A 17418-nucleotide genomic window follows, 5' to 3' on the forward strand; every position below is an offset into this window, starting at 1 on the left:
GTCCCTCCAATGAGCGAGAACGAGCACGAAGCGAAGATGGCCCACCCGCGCATGGCAGCCGGCGCCCTCTTCTTCGACGATGCCGACCGGGTCCTGCTCGTCGAGCCTTCGTACAAGAACTACCGCGACATCCCTGGCGGATACATCGAGCAGGGGGAGTCCCCCCTGCAAGCTTGCGTGCGCGAAGTCCACGAGGAACTGGGCATCGAGCCCGGCATCGGCCGCCTGCTCGTCGTGGACTGGGCACCGAACCCAGGAGAGGGCGATAAGGTCCTCTACCTCTTCGACGGTGGCCGACTCAGCGCCGGCCACCGCCAGCAAATCACGCTGCAAGCCGACGAGCTCCGCAGTTTCGACTTCCACCACGCGGAACAGCTGCCAGACCTCACCATCCCTCGCCTCGTACGCCGAATCACTGCTGGCATCCAGGCCCGTGCCAACGGCGCTACCGCTTACCTGGAACACGGAACGGCGCCGGACGCATAGAACCCGATATCGAACTCCCCGGCCACCGCGGAACATTGCTCATCGTGGTCGATGTGGAGCCGAGGATGGCTTGGGTCATGCCCAAGTGACCGCGCGAGCACTCCGGAGGGTTTTCCTGCAGCGTCAGGGCCGTCTTCTGCCTGCTGGCCACCGCACGCCAACGCCGACGATGAGCACCTTGCGAGCGGGGACCTGCACGTCCGGTCGTGGCCACGCTCGGGCAGCAGAATGCGGGAACATCACCATTTTGGTTGTAGGCGCTCGACGGGACCGGTACGACGGTCACCATGTACCGATGGTCGCCGCTCAACGATCGACAGCTGGCCTTGCTCACCCGCATCGGAGAGGGAACGGACCCTGTTACCTCTGCGAGCCCGGAACTCGCCATCACCGCCCGTGCCCTCAAGAGCCGGGGCCTCATCACCATGCCCAAGCGTGGCGGGAAGTGGCAGGCGGCGATCACCGATGACGGTCGCTTCTACCTGCAACACGGCCACCACCCGGACCGGCCCGAGCCGGCCCCGCGCAAGCAACGACCGGTAGCCGCCGGGCTGAAGCCGGAGGTTGCGGCACCTGCCCGTCGGCGGGCGGCTCCCCCACCTGAGCCGAAGCCGGCACCAACGCGTACCGCGAAGCCGCCACGGCAGTCGCCGGCGGAGGTCGGCGCGGCCTTAATCGCGGAGGTGCAGAAGGCCGGTCGGTTCCTTCGGATCCCGGACCCGAGCGCCGAGGAGCGGGCCCGCTACCGCCGGGCGTTCGACGCAGCGCGGCAGTGTGCGCCGGAGGGCTACCACCTGAAGTACAGCGGGCGGGCGAAGGGAGACTTCTTCCTCGGCCTCCTCCGGGTGACGGGCGAGGACGACACCGAGTGGAACCGGATCCGCCTGGCACGGAGCCGAGTGATCACCGACGTCGAGGACGTGATCGCGGCGGTCATCGCGGACCACAGCGCCTTCGAGATCTCGGATGAGGTACTCCCACGAGTGCTCTCCCTCCTTCGGCTCCTCGCTGAGCAGGCCCTCGCACGGCATGGCGAGATCGCGGTGTCGAAGAAGCGCAGGCAGCCGAGGCCGCTGCTCACGGTCCATGGCAGGACGTACGAGATCAGTTTCAGTGAGCGGCAGAAACAGGTCCGGTACGTGCCCAAGCAGCCGGGAAAACGAACGTACGACTGGCAGCGGGTCACCCCGGTGCACCGATTCGAACCGTCCGGCGAACTAGAACTGGTCGTCAGCCAGGGCTCGGGCTACAGCAGCGGCTACCACTACGGCTGGAAGAAGGACTGGGGCGACGCAGCCAAGAAACCGTTGGAGGACCAGATCGGCTCGATCTTCCGGGCGCTGAAGGCCCGCGCGGAGGAAGAGGAGCAGGCTCGGCTGGCGCGGGAGGCGGAGCAGCAGCGTCTGCGTGAGGAGCGGGAGCGGCAGGAGGAGGAACGCCGTGTGCGAGAGGTCAAGGAGCAGGAGGAGCGCCGTCGGCGGGAGGCTGAGGCGGAGGAGCGTACGCGGCGGGAGTGGGAAGCGGCGGTCAGCGTCGCGACGATCAAGGCAGTGGACGCCGTGCGGGTCGACCGGTTCGGCACCGCCTTGGCTCAGTGGCGGGCCGCAGGGGAGATGCGGGCCTTTTGCGCCGCGCTCGATGAGGCCGCCTCTGTCTCGGACGATGCCCACGAAGCCGGGCGGCTACACGAGTGGTCAGCGTGGGGGAACGCGGAAGCCGACCGGCTCGACCCGACCGTGGCCGGCAGGGGCCTGACCGCCCACAGCCTCCACGCGGAGCCCACGGGCGACCAACTACGCCCCTTCCTCGATGGATGGCATCCCCAGCGGCCTGAGAAAGAGAAGCCTCCGAAGAAGGAGGAACCGAAGGCGGAAGCCGACCCACCCAAGCCGGAGCCGGAGCGGTGGCGCAGCTTTACCGACGAACGTCTGGACCAAGGCTGGAGATATGGATTCCGAGGTCGCGCTCAATGGTGGAGGCGATGACACCGTGCCCGCGGTCGCGTAGGGCCTTCACCGACTTCTCCACGAGCTTCCCGAGCCGGACGACCTCGTCGCGCAGGGCGACCAGCTCGTCGTAGCGATCCGCCTTGTCCTGGCCGCACCACTCCCGGACGGTCCGCAGGACGGCCGCTTCCTCGTCCAGCTTGCGGTCGTCCCGGCGGCCGTATGAGTACCAGGAGGACTGGGTGCGCTCCTGATCGACAGCCTGCTGCCTGCGGTCCACCTCGGGGAGGATGTCGTCGGCAAGACGGTCGGCCACGTGACGCGCAAGCCGCTCAGTGACCGGCCACCCAGCCAGATACTGCCCCTCGCGATTCTCGTGGACCATCGGATCGCCCCGAAGCTCCGCGGGTTCCATCCCGACAAGCCTGGCGCCTTCGTCGAGGCAGCTCATCTCCAAGATCCCGGCGTCAGCAGCGCCGCGCCGCAGGCGCAGCTTGCTCTTCGGGCGGACAAATCCAAGTACAAACCGCGCCGCCTCGAATTCGACGCTTCCTCGGACGCTCCGCGACGCTTCGGCCAGCGCGAGCTCGCGCGCGTCGTCCGTGCGGAACGCCTCGGCGTCCTCCCAACGCGCCACGAGAGAATTCGGGTTGACCCACTCCTGCAGTCCCGCGTCATCACCTTCCAGAAACCGCACGTGGAGCCATCCAGACCTGCCGCTCCCACCCACTCGAACGATCTCGACGCGGCGAACCGCGGCGCCCAGCTCCTTCGGCCTGGCGCGGTAGGCCCAGTTCTCACCAATCTCCATGTGCCTATTCAGCCAGGTCAGTTCCTCCCATCTCCTAGCCATTGCCAAAAGATCAGGAGATGGAGAGCAGCGCCCTCTGATGTCCCCAGCCAGGGTCGCCGCTCCGTCCCAGTTGGCCGAACGGTGTTCACGGTGGCAACCGTCCCAGCAGTCCAAGGGCGGACCCTTCTCCGGGGCCAGCTACGAGGTCAGCCCACCTGAAGCTCTGCGATGACCTGCTCCGCCATCTGGCGGGCGGGCTCCAACCGAGGGTCCTCCGGGTGTGCATCCGGTCCGAGGATTTTCGCGCACACGATCAGCGTCATCAGCTTGCCGTCCCGGCTCTCGAAGTCGCTACGCCGCTCTGCCGTACTCGGTCGGCCAGCCCCGGGACGGTGAGGGAGTTGTCCCACAGTGATGCGGCATCCAGTCCTCGGGGTGCGTTGCCCCAGTCTTCCCAGTCGAAGAGACAGAACGTCGGCCCGGTCATGTTGGCCCAGTTCAGATCCGCATGGGCCGGCGCCCATCGCTCCACGACCGTGTCGAAGGATCCGGTGAAGGCGCTGCTGATGGCCTCGGTAATGCCGGCCTGGGTAATGGTGACGGTGTCCGGCGTGGCGATGCGGAGGGTGCGCTGTTCAGCGAGGGCATCCGCCGAGGAGTTCAGGGCCTGCCACCACTCGTCTGGCAGCTGCGGATCAACGGCCAGCACGCTGTCTCCACAGGTAGTCCGCTGCCCGTCCGGTGGTCTCAATTCTCGTTTTATTCACCCGGCGGCGCGAGCCAGTGGCACAGTGGGCTCATGCAGCCGCCTGCCTGGGCGGGGACCGCGGATAACCCGTTATCCGCACCCGACGCCTTCGACGTCCCCGTATTCCTCCACCGCAGTTCTCCGCTGACCCCGGCGCCACGCCCCTCCCCCGCACAGGTGGCTTCGGCCCACCAGCCCTGGCCCAAGGGCGCTGGCATCCCTGTAGACGGCGCGTATCTGGTCGGGACGACGTGGCGTGCCCTCCTCGACGCCACGATCACCGTCGGACGGAACATCGGCCCTTGGATCGCTGCCACCCCCCGTCTCGCACGCCGCGAGATCATGGCCCGCCGGTACCCCCTCTCGGCCTACCTCGTCCGCGCCGGGCGCGAGGTCGTGCCCAGCGTCGTCTACTCCCACGGAACTGAGAGTTCGACTCGTAGCGCCTTCGGCTACCACGTCGGCATGACGATGGCCGAATGGGCCTGCCGGCGGATGGGGCTCGGTCCCACCACGCACGCCGAGAGCGCGATACCACAGGGTGCGGCACCCGGCTGGGCCAAGACGTCCAGCCTGCCGGACCTGTTCGGCACGCACCCGGCCACGTCCGAGCTCTGGCTGGTCGAGGCGAAAGGGAGCCGTCGGCTCGGCCTGCGTCCCCGGATCAAGGGAGCGAAGCAACTGGACATCGGCGCCCTTGTGCCCGTTACGCACCAGAAGGTGCTGTGCGGCACCAGCTTGGAACGGCGTCTGTTCATGATGATCGATGTCGAGGGCCTACCGAAGACTGGCAACTCCGGTGGCGGCTCTGGTGGCGGCTCTGGGGACAGCACTGACGAAGAAGCGCTGGAGCAGGACGACGAGGCGCTCCTGGAGCTCGCTCGGTCGCGCATGCTGACATATCTGGCGCTGACATCACTCCCCCGGGACGGGTTGCGCATCACGGCTGTTGGCAGGCGCGAGGAAGGATCGGCAGCGCGAGGAGATCTGATCCGACTACTGGAAAGCGACCGCGCGACGACCGAGCTGCGCCGCCACGTCCCTCCTGATGCCGGCGACGAGGCCGTTAGGCAACAGAACGGCCTGGACATGCTGGCGGGACGACTGCCGGGAACGGATCTCATGCTCGGGATGTCACGGCGCCTGTACGGCGCGTGCCGTGCGCTGGCCTACGCGGAGCGTCGTGTCGTCGCCCGGGTCCGGGAAGAGCGGCCCAAATATCTGGCTGAGCTTCCCCGCGAAGTTCAGCCCGTGGACGGTACACTCGCGCGGCTGCCCGGACGACAGATGAGCGATCGCGCGTACGAAAAAAGGATCGCCGAGGTCCAGGAGTACCTGCGAGAAGTCCGAGAGGAACAGCGGGACGACCAGCTCCGGTCCGTACGAGACGGTTTCACGATGGGGGACCGCGGCTCCTGGATGCACCTCATCGATCTGGCTCCGCGCCTCGCACTCCCACGGGAGGAGGGATTTCTGGAGGCGGCGACCGCAGACACCTACCTCGCGGTCGAGGAAGAGGCGCTCGACCTGGACGCCGAGGCCGAATAGCGGCTGCTGGCCAAGACAGATTCGCCGCCGTTGCAAGGCCGAGGCATTCGGCGCTACCAGGGCTGATTCGACCAGCCACGCTTGGCCTCCCGAATGAACCATGGTCTCAGTTCTGGTCTCATTCACACACGCCCGGCACCGTTCAGAGGCCCCATCCTCACCCGCTCCATCGCAGGTCAGGGCGTATCCGGCCCCCCTCGGACCCCCAGACGAACATTTGGAAAGCGTGTTGGGGGCAACCCCTGTCGGGTGGCTCGGGGGATCTCACCCGCGGGCTCCCGCAGAACCGTGCGTAAAGGTCTCCCGTCCTCCTGAAGGCCGCCAGCGTCCGGCCGCCGTGAGAGTGAGCTCTGCTGGGCACGACAGTGCCGAAGCATCCGTGCCGATCCGGTCTCGAGCACGTCTGTCTGTCAGTGCTGCTCCGTAGAATCCCCAGCGAACAATCTTCCAAAGATCACGGCCTATGGGGGGCATGCTCAGTGAGCGCAACAGGCCGCAGGCGCCAGTCCGCTAGCCCGGAACCGACGATCGTGCCGGTCTCCCGGCTCGCCGACCGTGTGCTGACCGGCGAGATCGTGCTGCCGAAGTACCAGCGGGCGTTCGTGTGGGGGCCGCACCAGATCCTCCACCTCCTGGATTCGGTGCTGCGCAACTACCCCATCGGCAGCCTGCTGCTGTGGGACACCACGGAGCAACTCGCCAGCGAGGAGACCGTCGCGGGCTTGGAGGTGGACCCGCCGCGTCCCGGTCGCCCGGTCAAGTACATCCTCGACGGCCAGCAGAGGCTCGCCAGCATCATCGGCGCACTGCACGGCGGCACCGGCTCCTGGGACATCGCCTACGACCTGGAAGAGGAGCGCTTCTTCCAGCGCACCCCGGAGAGCCCGATGGGGCCGCACATCATCCCCATGCGGAAGGTGAGCTCGGCGGGCTCTCTCTTCGGGCAGGTGGCCGAGTTGTCCCCCGAGCTGCGCGAGCGCGCGACCGAGCTGTACGAGCAGTTCGCCAATTACCTGGTGCCAGTGGTGACGTTGGACCACATGTCGGCTGAGGAGTCGGCGGAGGTCTTCGTACGGATCAACAGCACGGGCACGACGATGAACATCGTCGACGTGGCGCGGGCGGGCACATGGAGCCCCGACTTCGACCTCAAGGAGGAGATCGAATCACTGCTCCAGGTCCTCGACGCGAAGCGCTACGGCCGGGTCGACACCAAGACCATGCTCCGCACGATCGCGGTTGCCTCCGGATTCGGGTTCTCCACCAAGGACATCAACCGTCTGAGAGAACTCGACAAGGAGCGGTTGCGGGAGGCTGTGGCCGAGGCGGCGAAGGCGGCCGAGCGGGCGGTGGATTTCCTCAGCACCCAGATCCGTACACCGAAGGCCGATGCGCTGCCCTACTACAACCAGTTCGCGGTGCTCGTCGAAGTGTTCCGGCAGCTACCGAAGCCTTCGTCCGCGCAGTACGACGCGTTGCGCCGCTGGTTCTGGCTGACCGCGAGCGGTGAGTACTTCAAGGGCTGGAGCGAGGCCCAGATGGGTCCCGACCTGCAGGCGATCACTTCATTCGCCAAGGGTGAGGCCCAAGAGATCGAGACGGGAGCGGCGCTCCCGCGGAGCGCCGTGTGGCGGCGGAGCGCTTTCTCCAAACGGAACGCACCGAGCAAGCTCCTCGCTCTCCTCCTTGCGTACGAGGACCCGCTGGACCTGCTCACCGGGCAGCGGATCGACGTGGGCAGAGCCTTGTCCTGGCAGAACGACAAGGAGTTCCATCACTTCTTTCCCAAGGCGTTTCTGCGATCGCGCGGGGTGAGCAGCGCCGGCGCGAACGTCTGCGGCAATCTGGTCATGCTGACCTCCCACAGCAACATCTGGGTGACCGACCGGCCACCCTCGCAGTATCTGCGGGACCTGGCCGACATCGAGGGCGAGGGACCGCTACGTGACCGGTTGAGTACCTGCCTGGTAGACGAAGACGCCTACCAGGCGGCACTGAGGGACGACTACGACACATTTCTGCGCGTGAGGTCGGAGACGTTGCACCGGCGGTTGATGCAGTTGATCGGTGGAGCGGCGGGACCGGCGAGTCCTGCCGCGAGAGGTGAGGCGCAGTCGTTGCCCGATGACGAGGGGCTGGAGGAGGAAGCGGACTCCGGCTCACTCCTGGACGAACCGATCGACCGCGATTCTGCGGACTGATGGGTGAGGTGGGGCCGGAATGCGGATGGCGGATGTACCGGTTGCTGATCGGCCCCGGGAGCGGCTGCTGGACCGAGGAGCGGAAGCGCTCTCCGACCGCGAACTCCTCGCCCTGCTGATCAGCTCGGGCACGGGCGGTTGCGATGCGGTGGAGCTGGCAGGGCAGCTCATCGCCCGGCACGGCGGGCTCTACGAACTCTCCCGGACACCGGCACATGAGCTGATGGCGGGGCTACGGGGGATGGGGCCAGCGAAGGCGGCGCGCATCGCGGCCGCGTTTCAGCTGGGGCGCCGGGCAGCACCGGCCGAGGTCGAGAGTCGGCAATACGTCCGCGGATCCGCCGACCTGGCCAGGACCGCGGCACCGCTACTGACGGGCCTGAGGCATGAGCGGGTCGTGGTCGTTGTGTGCGATGCGGCTGGCGTGGTCCTGCGGAAGGCGACGCTGACCGAGGGCGCGGTTGACCGCTCTCTTCTTCCTGTCCGCGATGTGCTGGCCCTCGTCCTGGCCACGGGCGGCACGACCTTCGGAGTGGCCCACAACCACCCCACGGGCCGCGTGGAGCCCAGCGAGCCCGACCGCCGCGCGACAGCCCGCCTGGCGGCGGGAGCGGAAGCGGTCGGGCTTCGGTTCCTGGACCATGTGGTGGTCACGGACCGGGAGTGGCGACGGGTGGAGACCACCTCGAATGGAGATGCCGCTCCGGGGTCAACTACAGCCGACCGGAGAACGCGGCATTGAGGATGGCAGGGCGGAGGGATTTCAGATCATCGAGCTGCGCATTATGCAACGCACGAAATCGCAACCGCACCCTTTGTAGATTATCAAGCTCTGCAATAGCCTCATGCTGTTGATCGATACTGCAGGGAACTGGGATCTGTACATTCTGCAGGTATTTAGCAGACACTCGCTGTTGCCCAGCAGTCCCTGTCATGTGAAGGGCAGCTGTCTCGCGGAAGTTCCGGGAACGCACAATGCGATGAATCCACCGACCCTCAACCGCACCACGAGGGCGGATTACATGGAACTCCGTCGACCCGAATCCATACTCGCTTTTCCCGTCCTGGAAAACCGCAGATTTCCCGTTCTGCATACAAGGAGTGATGCGAGCGAAAATTACATCATTGCGACGAAACATTTTATAGCCGCTACCGACGTCAGATGCAGCCACATATTCCGACTTCTCAACTGTCCCGGTAATGCCACTTACTGCGGCCATGGGAATGAACGCAACGACTTCTTCACCCTCAGGCCGCTTGGTTCGCGGGTTCACGTCGGCAAGTTCACTAAGGGGCTTAAGATCCCACCCGCCTTTCAGCCCCCGTTCGAAAATTTGCGCTTCCCTGGAATCGGCAGCAGCAAGGACCAGCTCTGCACGTGAAGTTACAGAAGAAAAGGATTTCGCTTGGCGATGCAGGGCAGCATCCAACTCTTCGGAAATGCGACGCTGTTCGTCTAGATCGGGCAGCGGCACCTCGGTTGCCAGAAGCGTAGCCGGAGTGGTTCTCTTGCGCCGCACCATGGAACCGCGAGGGGTAAGGCGGTTCCACAGTTCCTGCCACGCCAACAGATGTCGAATATATCCGATATCGGCGTTCTCTTCTTTGACGCTGAAAACAGGATACTCCGGCGACACATAGGTGCCATCGAACAGATCAATCACTACAGCCAGGGCCCCCTCCCAAGCATTTAGCTTGCTCATAACGACCTGCCCGGACTTTAGCTTGGCCATTCGCGGATAAGAAGTTTCTTCCCCGTGAATTGCGGGACGTTTAATCAATCCGCGCCCGAAACTGTAAATGCCCGTGATCGGATAGCATTTGTCCGCCTGCAAGTCGCACATATGCGAGTCTTCGTAGAGGGCATCGGAGAGAGGGCGAAAGTCCACGTTACTCACTCTCACCCTTCAGTGTGTCGCGCAACTCGTTAAGCAGATCCAAAATTTCGCCTTCTGTCTTAATGAGCTCATCCACGATCTCCTCGGGAGGGCGATGCGCTAGTTCCAGTCCCCCATTAGGGTTGGGGATGTCGAGGTTGAATTCGGCCCTCTCGATATCGGTGACCGATACTTTCCAGGCGTTACTGCCCTCTTCGCGGCCCTCTCGTTTCTCTCCGCCCCACCACTCCACGCAGGGGTCGAACTCCTCGAACCGCATCGGCTTCGTCTTGGTGTAGCCGCGGCGCCCCTCCGGGGGAGAGACCTCATAGAACCAGACCTCCTCCGTCGGCTGCCCCTTTTTGAAGAACAGCAGGTTCGACGGAATCTGGGTGTACGGCGCGAAGACGCCCTGGGGCAGGCGGACGATGGTGTGCAGGTTGCACTCCTTCATCAGCTTCTGCTTGATGCGGGCACCGATGCTGTTCTCGCCGCTGGCGAAGAGGCTGCCGTTCGGCAGGACAATCGCGCAGCGTCCACCCTTCTTCAGCTGGTCAAGGATTGCGTGCAGGAAGAGCCAGGACGTCTCTTGGGTCTGGTAGCCCTTCGGGAACTTCTCGACCACCGACCGTTCTTCCTCACCCCCGAACGGCGGGTTCGTCAGCACCACGTCCACCCGGTCCGCTGCCGTCACGTCCCGCATCTGCAGCAGGGCGTTCTCTCGGACCAACCGCGGTGCACCGATACCGTGCAGCAGCAGGTTCATGCTGGCCAGGAGGTATGGGAGAGACTTCTTCTCGATGCCGCGGATGTCGTCATGCAGCTGCCTGCGCTGGGTGTCGGTCTCCACCCGCTGCACCAGGTCCTCGTACGCCTGGACCAGAAAGCCACCGGTACCGCAGGCCGGGTCGAGGATCGACTCCCCGAGTTTGAGGAACGACTGCTGCACCATGAAGCGGTTGACGGGGCGAGGGGTGTAGAACTCGCCGGAGTCGCCGGCTGCGTCTCGCATCTCCTTGAGGATCGACTCGTAGAGGAACGCCATCGTGTGGATGTCGTCCGAGGAATCGAAGTGGATCTCGTCCACCAGGTTCACCAGGTCCCGTAGGAGGGTCCCGGACTGCATGCGGTTGTTGACGTCCTTGAAGATGGTCGAGAGAACGTTCCGCGGGTCCTCGGCGTCGCCGTCGGCGCCCTTCAGTCCGGCAAGATGCGGGATGAGTTCGTCGTTGACGAAGGTCTTCAGTTCGTTGCCGCTGAAGTCCGGCTTCGTCGCCCAATCCTCCCACCGGTACGGCTTCTCGATCGCCGGACGGTAGTCGGGGTCAAGCAGCGGCCCTACCTGCTCGACACGCTGGTCGAACGCCTTGAGGAACAGCAGCCAGGAGAGCTGGGGGAGGCGGTCAAGGTCACCGTTGAGGCCGGCGTCCTTGCGCATGGTGTCGCGTGCCGACTTGATAACGGACGCGAGTCGCGCCCTTGACGTGGTGGCCACAGCCGCCTTCTTCTTGGTGGACGCCATCTCAGTCTTTCTGCTTCGGTTCGGCTTCGCCGTTGTCAGATGCCTCGCACCAGAATCCGCGCACCAGGTCGAGCGCGGCGTCGAGTCGAGGGGGAGTGTCGGTGAGGCTCTCGGCCAGTTCGGGGTAGATCTGGGCCCAGCTCGGCGGTGGTTCCGGGAGCACCGCCGGCACCTCATGTGTCGCCCGTACGGCGAATACATGCCGTACGGCATCGACTACGGATGTGTCCGGGACCAGGCCGCTCTCGATGAGTAGTACCAGGTCCACCAGGTCCTTGACTCTGGTGTTGGGTCGGTCGCCGTAGTCGCGGGTGAAGGCGTGCAGCTTCTCGGCAAAGTGCTGGCGGCGATCCACAGCCTCGATGTCCCGGGGCGGAGTTCCGGCGAAGCCCAGGGTGTTGGGCAGCGGAAGCCTCTCGGTCAGGGCGATCTCCTCTCCCCGTGCGACGACGTCTATGCGCACGGTCGCGAAGGTCCTGCCCGCCAGTCGGGACTCGACGGAGAAACGCCAGCCGCCCCGCCCTGCCGTGTCCGCCCTGAGTTCGGTGGGAGGGGACACCTGGAACAGGAAGCCATCCTTGTCCTCGTCCACTGCGAGTACGTCGATGAGGAGTTCACGCACTGCTGGGCCGTCAAGTCCTGGTTCGCCGTCCGGGCGGGCAGCGAGGTCCATGTCCTTGGTTGTGCGCGCTCTGCCACGCAGACGGAACTCCATCACTGCCCCGCCCTTGAGAACCCAGCCCGCTGCCGGGTCAGCGGAGAGGTGGGCTGCGACTCGGTCGAAGACGACGAGACGGCGCCGCCTAGCTAGATCTGTACCGGTATCGGCTGCCTGTTGCTTGAGCCGGACCTCAAGGGCCCGCCGGAGCGCGGTGGCGTCACGATAGCGCTCGGTCACTGTGTCTCCTGAAGCGCCCGCTCGATACCGAGTTCCGGTCGCGCGCCCAGCCGCTGGGCCGTGTGCAGGAGGCGTCGCCGGGTGGCCAGCCCCCGTTCCAGAGCCTCGGCGACGGCGGAGTCCACTACGTCCTGGTCCACCTGCGCGGCCGCGCACTCGATGATCGCCCGTACCGGTGTCGTCACGCGGTAGCCGTCACGCTCCTCGATCTCGTCCTGGGCGAGTTCGGCCCGGTGAAGGATCACGGCACCGTCTTTCTGTCGAAAGCCGGGAGGGACTGTGAGGTGGATCTGTGAGGGGTTGGCCGTCCCCAGGTCGTGGACAGACAGGGCGGTGGTGTGGGAAACGATCGCGCGCCCCTTGCTCCACAGGGACCAGCGGACCAGATGGTCGTCCTCACCGCCAGGCAGGACGTCGAACTCACGGAAGCGGTAGATACCACGGTCGACGGCCGTCCAGTTGCCACGCTGGGCGTGGTACCGCTGGGCTTGATATGAGTACCCAGCCTCAAGCGCCTGAGCTGCTGTGAAGTAACCACGCTGCCCGCCGGCGATGCGCCAGAGGGCAGCCCTGGTGTCCGTACGGTCCCTGAGCACTGCTCCAGCCTATCAGGGCGAATACCTAACAGTCGTCTTTAGTTTGACGAGAGATGTCAACGTCAAACTACAGTTTTATTTTACTTATGAAGCTTCCAGTAGCCGCTTGCTCAGCTCATCAATGGCCTCGTGCAGAGACTTGGCGCCGCCGAAGCGGTTCGCCAGCTCGACCACCGAACCCATCTCGGTGAAGGGGCGCACCCCGAGGGTTTCCGGCTTGAGCTGGGGCGAGCCGTGCTCGGCGAACTTCAGCAGCATCTCCTCCAAAACCTGTCGGGCTTGAGGCTGGAAGGACTCCAGGAAGTCCCGGTGCTCGTGCAGGAACCGGTACAGCCGTTCCTCCCGGCTGACCAGCGGCAGTCCCCAGGCGACGTTGAGGAGCAGGTCGACCGGATCGACATCCGGGCTGCCGAACTCCGCAGGCAGTTCCTCTGCCTCGACGTCGGCAGTGTGCAGAATGGTCATGAGCTCGCGCCGGCTCCTGGCGACGGCCCACTGGGAGCGCAGCTTGTCCGGTGCGAGGTCGAGTTCGAGTACGCGGTCGTGTACCCACTGCTGGATGGTCACCAGCCTCATCGTCCGGCCGTCCGTGTCGAGCTGGTACCGCCGCTCGCCCCACTTGTAGACGTGTACTCCGTTGACCACGTAACGCCTGCCGCGGGATCGGATGCGATCCACCTCTTCGGGGTCGTCCACCCTGTCATCGGCGCGGGGCTCGTCGAAGCTGCCGCCGTCCGTCTGGTCGTACGCGGCCTCGGGCTCGGCCACACTCTCCGGGTCGATCTCGTCGCCCTCGGGGGTCTCCGGTGCGCTCCCGACCACATGCCCTTGCTCGTCGGCGGTATCGCGTACGACACGGAGCGGAGGACCGTCGAACCCGGGGTCGTTGAAGAGCCGGGTGGCCTCGACGAAGTCGATGATGTCGAAGGACCCCTTGCCGATCTCGGGGCACAGACGGGTGCCCCGACCGATGGTCTGTTTGAACTCCGGCATCGAGCCGATGCGCCGGAACAGGACGATGTTGCGTACGGCCGGCAGGTCGATACCCGTGTTGAGTAGCTTCGACGTCACGGCGATCACTGGTTCGTCGGAGTCGTCCTTGCGGAAGTCATCCAGCAGAGCCCGGCCATGTGGGCCGTCGGCGTCGGTGATCCGCACGACATAGTCGTGGTGAGCCTGCACCTCCGCCGAGGCCGCGTTGAAGAGGGCCGTGCGCATGCGTGCGGCGTGGTTGTTGTCCTCGCAGAACACGATGGTCTTGCCGTGCTTGCCGTCCTCCGCGGTGGAGCGCAGGTAGTCGATGACGTACTGCGCCGCCGCCTCCGTGCGCTCCAGGATCACCATGACCCGCTCGAAATCCTTCGGGCCATAAATGCCCTCCGGGATCTCGTTGCCGTACTTGTCCCGCTGCCCTGGCTCGGTCTGGTAGCCCTCCATGTCCACGTTGAGCCGGACCCGGCGCACCCGGTATGGGGCCAGGAAGCCGTCCTCGATGCCGTCGGCCAGCGAGTAGGTGTAGACGGGCTCGCCGAAGTAGTCGAAGGTGTCGGCCTCCTTCTTACTGATCGGGGTGGCGGTCAGCCCGAGCTGGGTCGCAGGTGAAAAGTGCTCCAGCACGCGACGCCACTGCGAGTTGTCCCGGGCACTGCCCCGATGGCACTCGTCCACGATGATCAGGTCGAAGTAGTCGGGTTCGTAGCGACGGAAAAGTTCTTCCTCATCGCCCTTCTCCAGCGCCTGGTAGAGGGCGAAGTAGATCTTCCGGCCCCGCACGGGTTCGCCGCTGATCTTGTGGACGTCGTCCTGGCCGAAGACGGGGAGGAAGTACTTGTCCTTGGGGTCGTCGACAAGCATCGAGCGGTCCGACAGGTACAGAACCCTGGGCTTGCGGCCCGAGATCCACTGGGACCTGTTGAGCTTGGCGACCGTCTGAAGGGCCACCATGGTCTTCCCCGTACCGGTGGCCAGCACAAGGAGGATCCGCTTCTGCCCTGCGGCGATGGCCGCCAGGGTGCGGGCTACCGCGACGCGCTGGTAGTAGCGGGGCCGCTTGGCGGTGTTGTCCGAATTTCGCAGCGTGTGATCGTAGGGGGCGGCCAGGAGTTCGCGCCCGACGCTGGAGTCCGCCTGCTGGTCGGCCAGATAGCGGCTCCACAGCTCCTCGGGCGTGGGGAAACGGTCGATCTCCCGGATCGTGGGAACAGCACCGCTGTAGTCGATCTCGACGATCTGCCGGCCGTTGGTGGCGTAGGCGAAGGACAGCCCGAGCTTCGCGGCGTACCGACGAGCCTGCTCCACGCCGTCGTTGGCATCGACGCGGTAGCGCTTAGCCTCGACAACCCCGATGGGGACGTCCGGCGCGTACTCCAGCACATAGTCGGCAACCAGAGGGTCGCCGTAGACGTGCCGCTTCGGCGTGGGTGTGAGCCGCCCATCGTTGATGCGGAACTGCGGGCGAATCTGATCACTGGTCCACCCGGAATCCGCGAGGGCAGGTATAACCAACGCCCGGCACGTCTCGTCTTCTGTCATCCCTTGCGCAGCTGTCACCACACGGAGAGTAGTGCCGCTGATCGCGGCTGTCCTCACCGTTGGCGAGATCCAGCCTCTCCCTGACGTGCAGCGGACGATGTCGCCCCCGAGGGCTCACTCAGACCGGAGAACACGCCCTGCGCGCGGCGCGGCCTAAAGGGGGCGTGAGTTCAGGACGCCAGATGTCGCAGCCGACTGGCAGCCTCGTCGAGAACGTCGTCCCTCTTGCAGAAGGTGAAGCGCACCTGGCTGCGGCCGGCGTCGGGGTCGTCGTAGAAGACGGAGTTGGGGATGGCGACGACGCCGCAGCGTTCGGGGAGAGCGCGGCAGAAGGCGTAGGCGTCCTTCTCGCCGAAGGGCGTGATGTCGGTGGTGATGAAGTAGGTGCCCTGGGGCTGGTAGACCTCGAACCCGGCCGCGCGCAGGCCGTCGCCGAGCAGGCCGCGCTTGCGGCGGAGGTCGGCGCGGAAGCTGTCGAAGTACGCGTCCGGCAGGCGCAGTGCTTCGGCGATCGCGTACTGGAAGGGGCCCGCACTGACGTAAGTCAGGTACTGCTTGGCCGTCCGGACGGCGGAGACGAGCGGGCCGTTAGCCATGACCCAGCCAACCTTCCAACCGGTGAAGGAAAAGGTCTTGCCGGCGGAGGAGATGGAGACGGTGCGCTCGCGCATGCCCGGCAGGGTCGCGATGGGGCGGTGCGTGCCTTCGTAGACCAAGTGCTCGTATACCTCGTCGGTGACCACGAGCAGGTCGTGTTCGACGGCGAGTGCGGCGATGGCGCTCTGCTCTTCGGCGGTGAGGACCATTCCGGTTGGGTTGTGCGGGGTGTTGAGGAGAAGGAGACGGGTCCGCGGTGTGATCTTGGCGCGCAGCTCGTCCAGGTCCGGGCGGAAGGACGGCGCGCGCAGGGTGAGCGGTACGCGCTTCGCGCCGGCCATCGCGATGCAGGCCGCGTAGGAGTCGTAGAAGGGCTCGAAGGCGACCACCTCGTCTCCCGGTTCGAGGAGGGCGAGCATGGCTGCGGCGATCGCCTCGGTTGCCCCCGCGGTGACGAGGACTTCCGTGTCGGGGTCGAGGCTCAGGTCGTAGAAGCGGCGCTGGTGGTCGGCGATCGCCTGGCGCAACTCCGGGATGCCTGGTCCCGGCGGGTACTGATTGCCGCGCCCGTCCCGTAGCGCTCGTACCGCCGCTTCCCGTACTGACTCCGGCCCGTCCGTGTCCGGGAAGCCCTGGCCCAGGTTGATCGCGCCAGTCGCGGTCGCAAGCGCCGACATCTCCGCGAAGATCGTCGTCCCGAGTCCGTCCAGCCTGCGGTTCAGCAGCGGCCTGCCGCTCATGTCTCCACCGTCCTCACTCGGGTATCCGTCGATCCTTCGGAGACCATCCTGGCCGATGCCCGGCAAGGCGTTCACGCGACCAGCGTCCAATAGGTAGGTGAAGAAGCCTTGACCCAGCCGACCTTCCAGCCCGTGAAGGAGAAGGTCTTGCCGGCCGAGCCGATGGTGACGGTGCGTTCGCGCATTCCGGGGAACGACGCGAGGGGGAGGTGCTCGCCCTCGAAGACGAGGTGCTCGTAGACCTCGTCGGTGATGACCAGGAGATTGTGCTCGCAGGCGAGGCGGGCGATCTCGGCGAGCTCCTCGTGGGACAGGACGGTGCCGGTGGGGTTGTGCGGAGTGTTGAGCAGGATCAGGCGGGTGTTGTCGGTGATGGCGTCGCGCAGTTCGTCCAGGTCGAGGCGGTAGGTGCCGGACTCCGGGTCCGCGCGCAGGGTCACCGGGACGCGGCGGCCGCCTGCCAGCGCGATACCGGCGGCGTAGGAGTCGTAGTAGGGCTCCAGGGCGATGACCTCGTCGCCCGGTTCCAGCAGTGCCAGCAGAGAGGCCGCGAGGGCTTCGGTGGCGCCCGCGGTGACCAGGACCTCGGTGTCGGGGTCGTAGGAGAGGCCGCGGTGGCCGTAGAAGCGCTGCTGGTGGGCGGCGACGGCGGTGCGCAGCTCGGGGATGCCGGGGCCGGGTGGGTACTGATTGCCGCGGCCGTCGCGCAGGGCACGTACCGCGGCCTCCCTGACCTCGTCCGGGCCGTCGGCGTCGGGAAAGCCCTGGCCGAGGTTGATGGAGCCGGTCCGGACGGCGAGTGCCGACATTTCGGCAAAGATCGTGGTGCCGAATTCGGCGAGGCGGCGGTTCAGCAGCGGTCGGTCCATGTACGCCATCCTCCGTCGAACCTCTTGAGTTCCTCAACTGTGCTTTGAGACGTCGCGGACCAGGG

General features: G+C 65.8%; 12 protein-coding genes and 2 pseudogenes. 5 read left to right on the forward strand and 9 right to left on the reverse strand.

Annotated features, from left to right (window positions below; all coding sequences use genetic code 11):
• Positions 1-9 precede the first annotated feature (9 nt).
• Both M8I34_RS15640 and M8I34_RS15645 read left to right on the forward strand, forming a co-directional pair.
• Positions 10-486: an NUDIX hydrolase gene (locus tag M8I34_RS15640; protein WP_250050074.1), complete on the forward strand. Its 477-nt coding sequence runs from the start codon at positions 10-12 to the stop codon at positions 484-486.
• Between the two features lie 899 nt (positions 487-1385).
• Complete coding sequence (locus tag M8I34_RS15645) at positions 1386-2471, forward strand: hypothetical protein (RefSeq protein ID WP_250050075.1); 1086 nt, start codon at positions 1386-1388, stop codon at positions 2469-2471.
• Here M8I34_RS15645 and M8I34_RS15650 read toward each other — a convergent pair.
• Together M8I34_RS15650 and M8I34_RS15655 are read right to left on the reverse strand one after the other, a co-directional pair.
• A complete protein-coding gene (locus tag M8I34_RS15650) occupies positions 2401-3243 on the reverse strand; it encodes a PE-PGRS family protein (RefSeq protein WP_250050142.1) in 843 nt (280 codons plus the stop codon). The genes M8I34_RS15645 and M8I34_RS15650 overlap by 71 nt on opposite strands.
• Before the next feature lie 188 nt (positions 3244-3431).
• Positions 3432-3943: pseudogene (locus tag M8I34_RS15655) on the reverse strand (hypothetical protein); the annotation flags it as partial.
• Positions 3944-4024: 81 nt separating this feature from the next.
• On the opposite strand from M8I34_RS15655, the gene M8I34_RS15660 reads away from it, so the two are divergent.
• From M8I34_RS15660 to M8I34_RS15670, 3 genes are all read left to right on the forward strand, one after another.
• Positions 4025-5521 carry a hypothetical protein gene (locus M8I34_RS15660; protein WP_250050076.1) on the forward strand — a complete coding sequence of 499 codons (1497 nt, stop codon included), beginning with the start codon at positions 4025-4027 and terminating at the stop codon, positions 5519-5521.
• Between the two features lie 479 nt (positions 5522-6000).
• Positions 6001-7722, forward strand: coding sequence for a DUF262 domain-containing protein (locus M8I34_RS15665; RefSeq protein ID WP_250050077.1), 1722 nt, complete (start codon positions 6001-6003; stop codon positions 7720-7722).
• Between the two features lie 19 nt (positions 7723-7741).
• Positions 7742-8464, forward strand: a complete 723-nt coding sequence (locus M8I34_RS15670) for a RadC family protein (protein ID WP_250050078.1) — start codon at positions 7742-7744, stop codon at positions 8462-8464.
• Here the strand turns inward: M8I34_RS15670 and M8I34_RS15675 are convergent.
• The 7 genes and pseudogenes from M8I34_RS15675 to M8I34_RS15705 form a co-directional block, all read right to left on the reverse strand.
• Positions 8436-9611: a hypothetical protein gene (locus M8I34_RS15675; protein ID WP_250050079.1), complete on the reverse strand. Its 1176-nt coding sequence runs from the start codon at positions 9609-9611 to the stop codon at positions 8436-8438. The two genes, M8I34_RS15670 and M8I34_RS15675, sit on opposite strands and share 29 nt — an antisense overlap.
• Position 9612: 1 nt before the next feature.
• Positions 9613-11121 (reverse strand): N-6 DNA methylase, encoded by a 1509-nt coding sequence (locus tag M8I34_RS15680; RefSeq protein ID WP_250050080.1) that lies wholly within the window; start codon positions 11119-11121, stop codon positions 9613-9615.
• 1 nt (position 11122) lies between these two features.
• Positions 11123-12019 carry a nucleotidyl transferase AbiEii/AbiGii toxin family protein gene (locus M8I34_RS15685; protein WP_250050081.1) on the reverse strand — a complete coding sequence of 299 codons (897 nt, stop codon included), beginning with the start codon at positions 12017-12019 and terminating at the stop codon, positions 11123-11125.
• The gene (locus M8I34_RS15690) at positions 12016-12615 is read right to left on the reverse strand and encodes a type IV toxin-antitoxin system AbiEi family antitoxin domain-containing protein (protein ID WP_250050082.1); all 600 of its coding nucleotides are present in this window, start codon (positions 12613-12615) and stop codon (positions 12016-12018) included. The genes M8I34_RS15685 and M8I34_RS15690 overlap by 4 nt, the downstream gene beginning before the upstream one ends.
• Positions 12616-12699: 84 nt before the next feature.
• Positions 12700-15165: an EcoAI/FtnUII family type I restriction enzme subunit R gene (hsdR, locus tag M8I34_RS15695; RefSeq protein ID WP_250050083.1), complete on the reverse strand. Its 2466-nt coding sequence runs from the start codon at positions 15163-15165 to the stop codon at positions 12700-12702.
• A gap of 152 nt (positions 15166-15317) precedes the next feature.
• Positions 15318-16484, reverse strand: coding sequence for a pyridoxal phosphate-dependent aminotransferase (locus M8I34_RS15700; protein WP_250050084.1), 1167 nt, complete (start codon positions 16482-16484; stop codon positions 15318-15320).
• 101 nt (positions 16485-16585) lie between these two features.
• Positions 16586-17353, reverse strand: a pseudogene (locus M8I34_RS15705) (aminotransferase class I/II-fold pyridoxal phosphate-dependent enzyme); the annotation flags it as partial.
• Positions 17354-17418: the final 65 nt, after the last annotated feature.

The sequence above is a fragment of the Streptomyces sp. MCA2 genome, assembly GCF_023544705.1.
Classification (GTDB): domain Bacteria; phylum Actinomycetota; class Actinomycetes; order Streptomycetales; family Streptomycetaceae; genus Streptomyces; species Streptomyces decoyicus.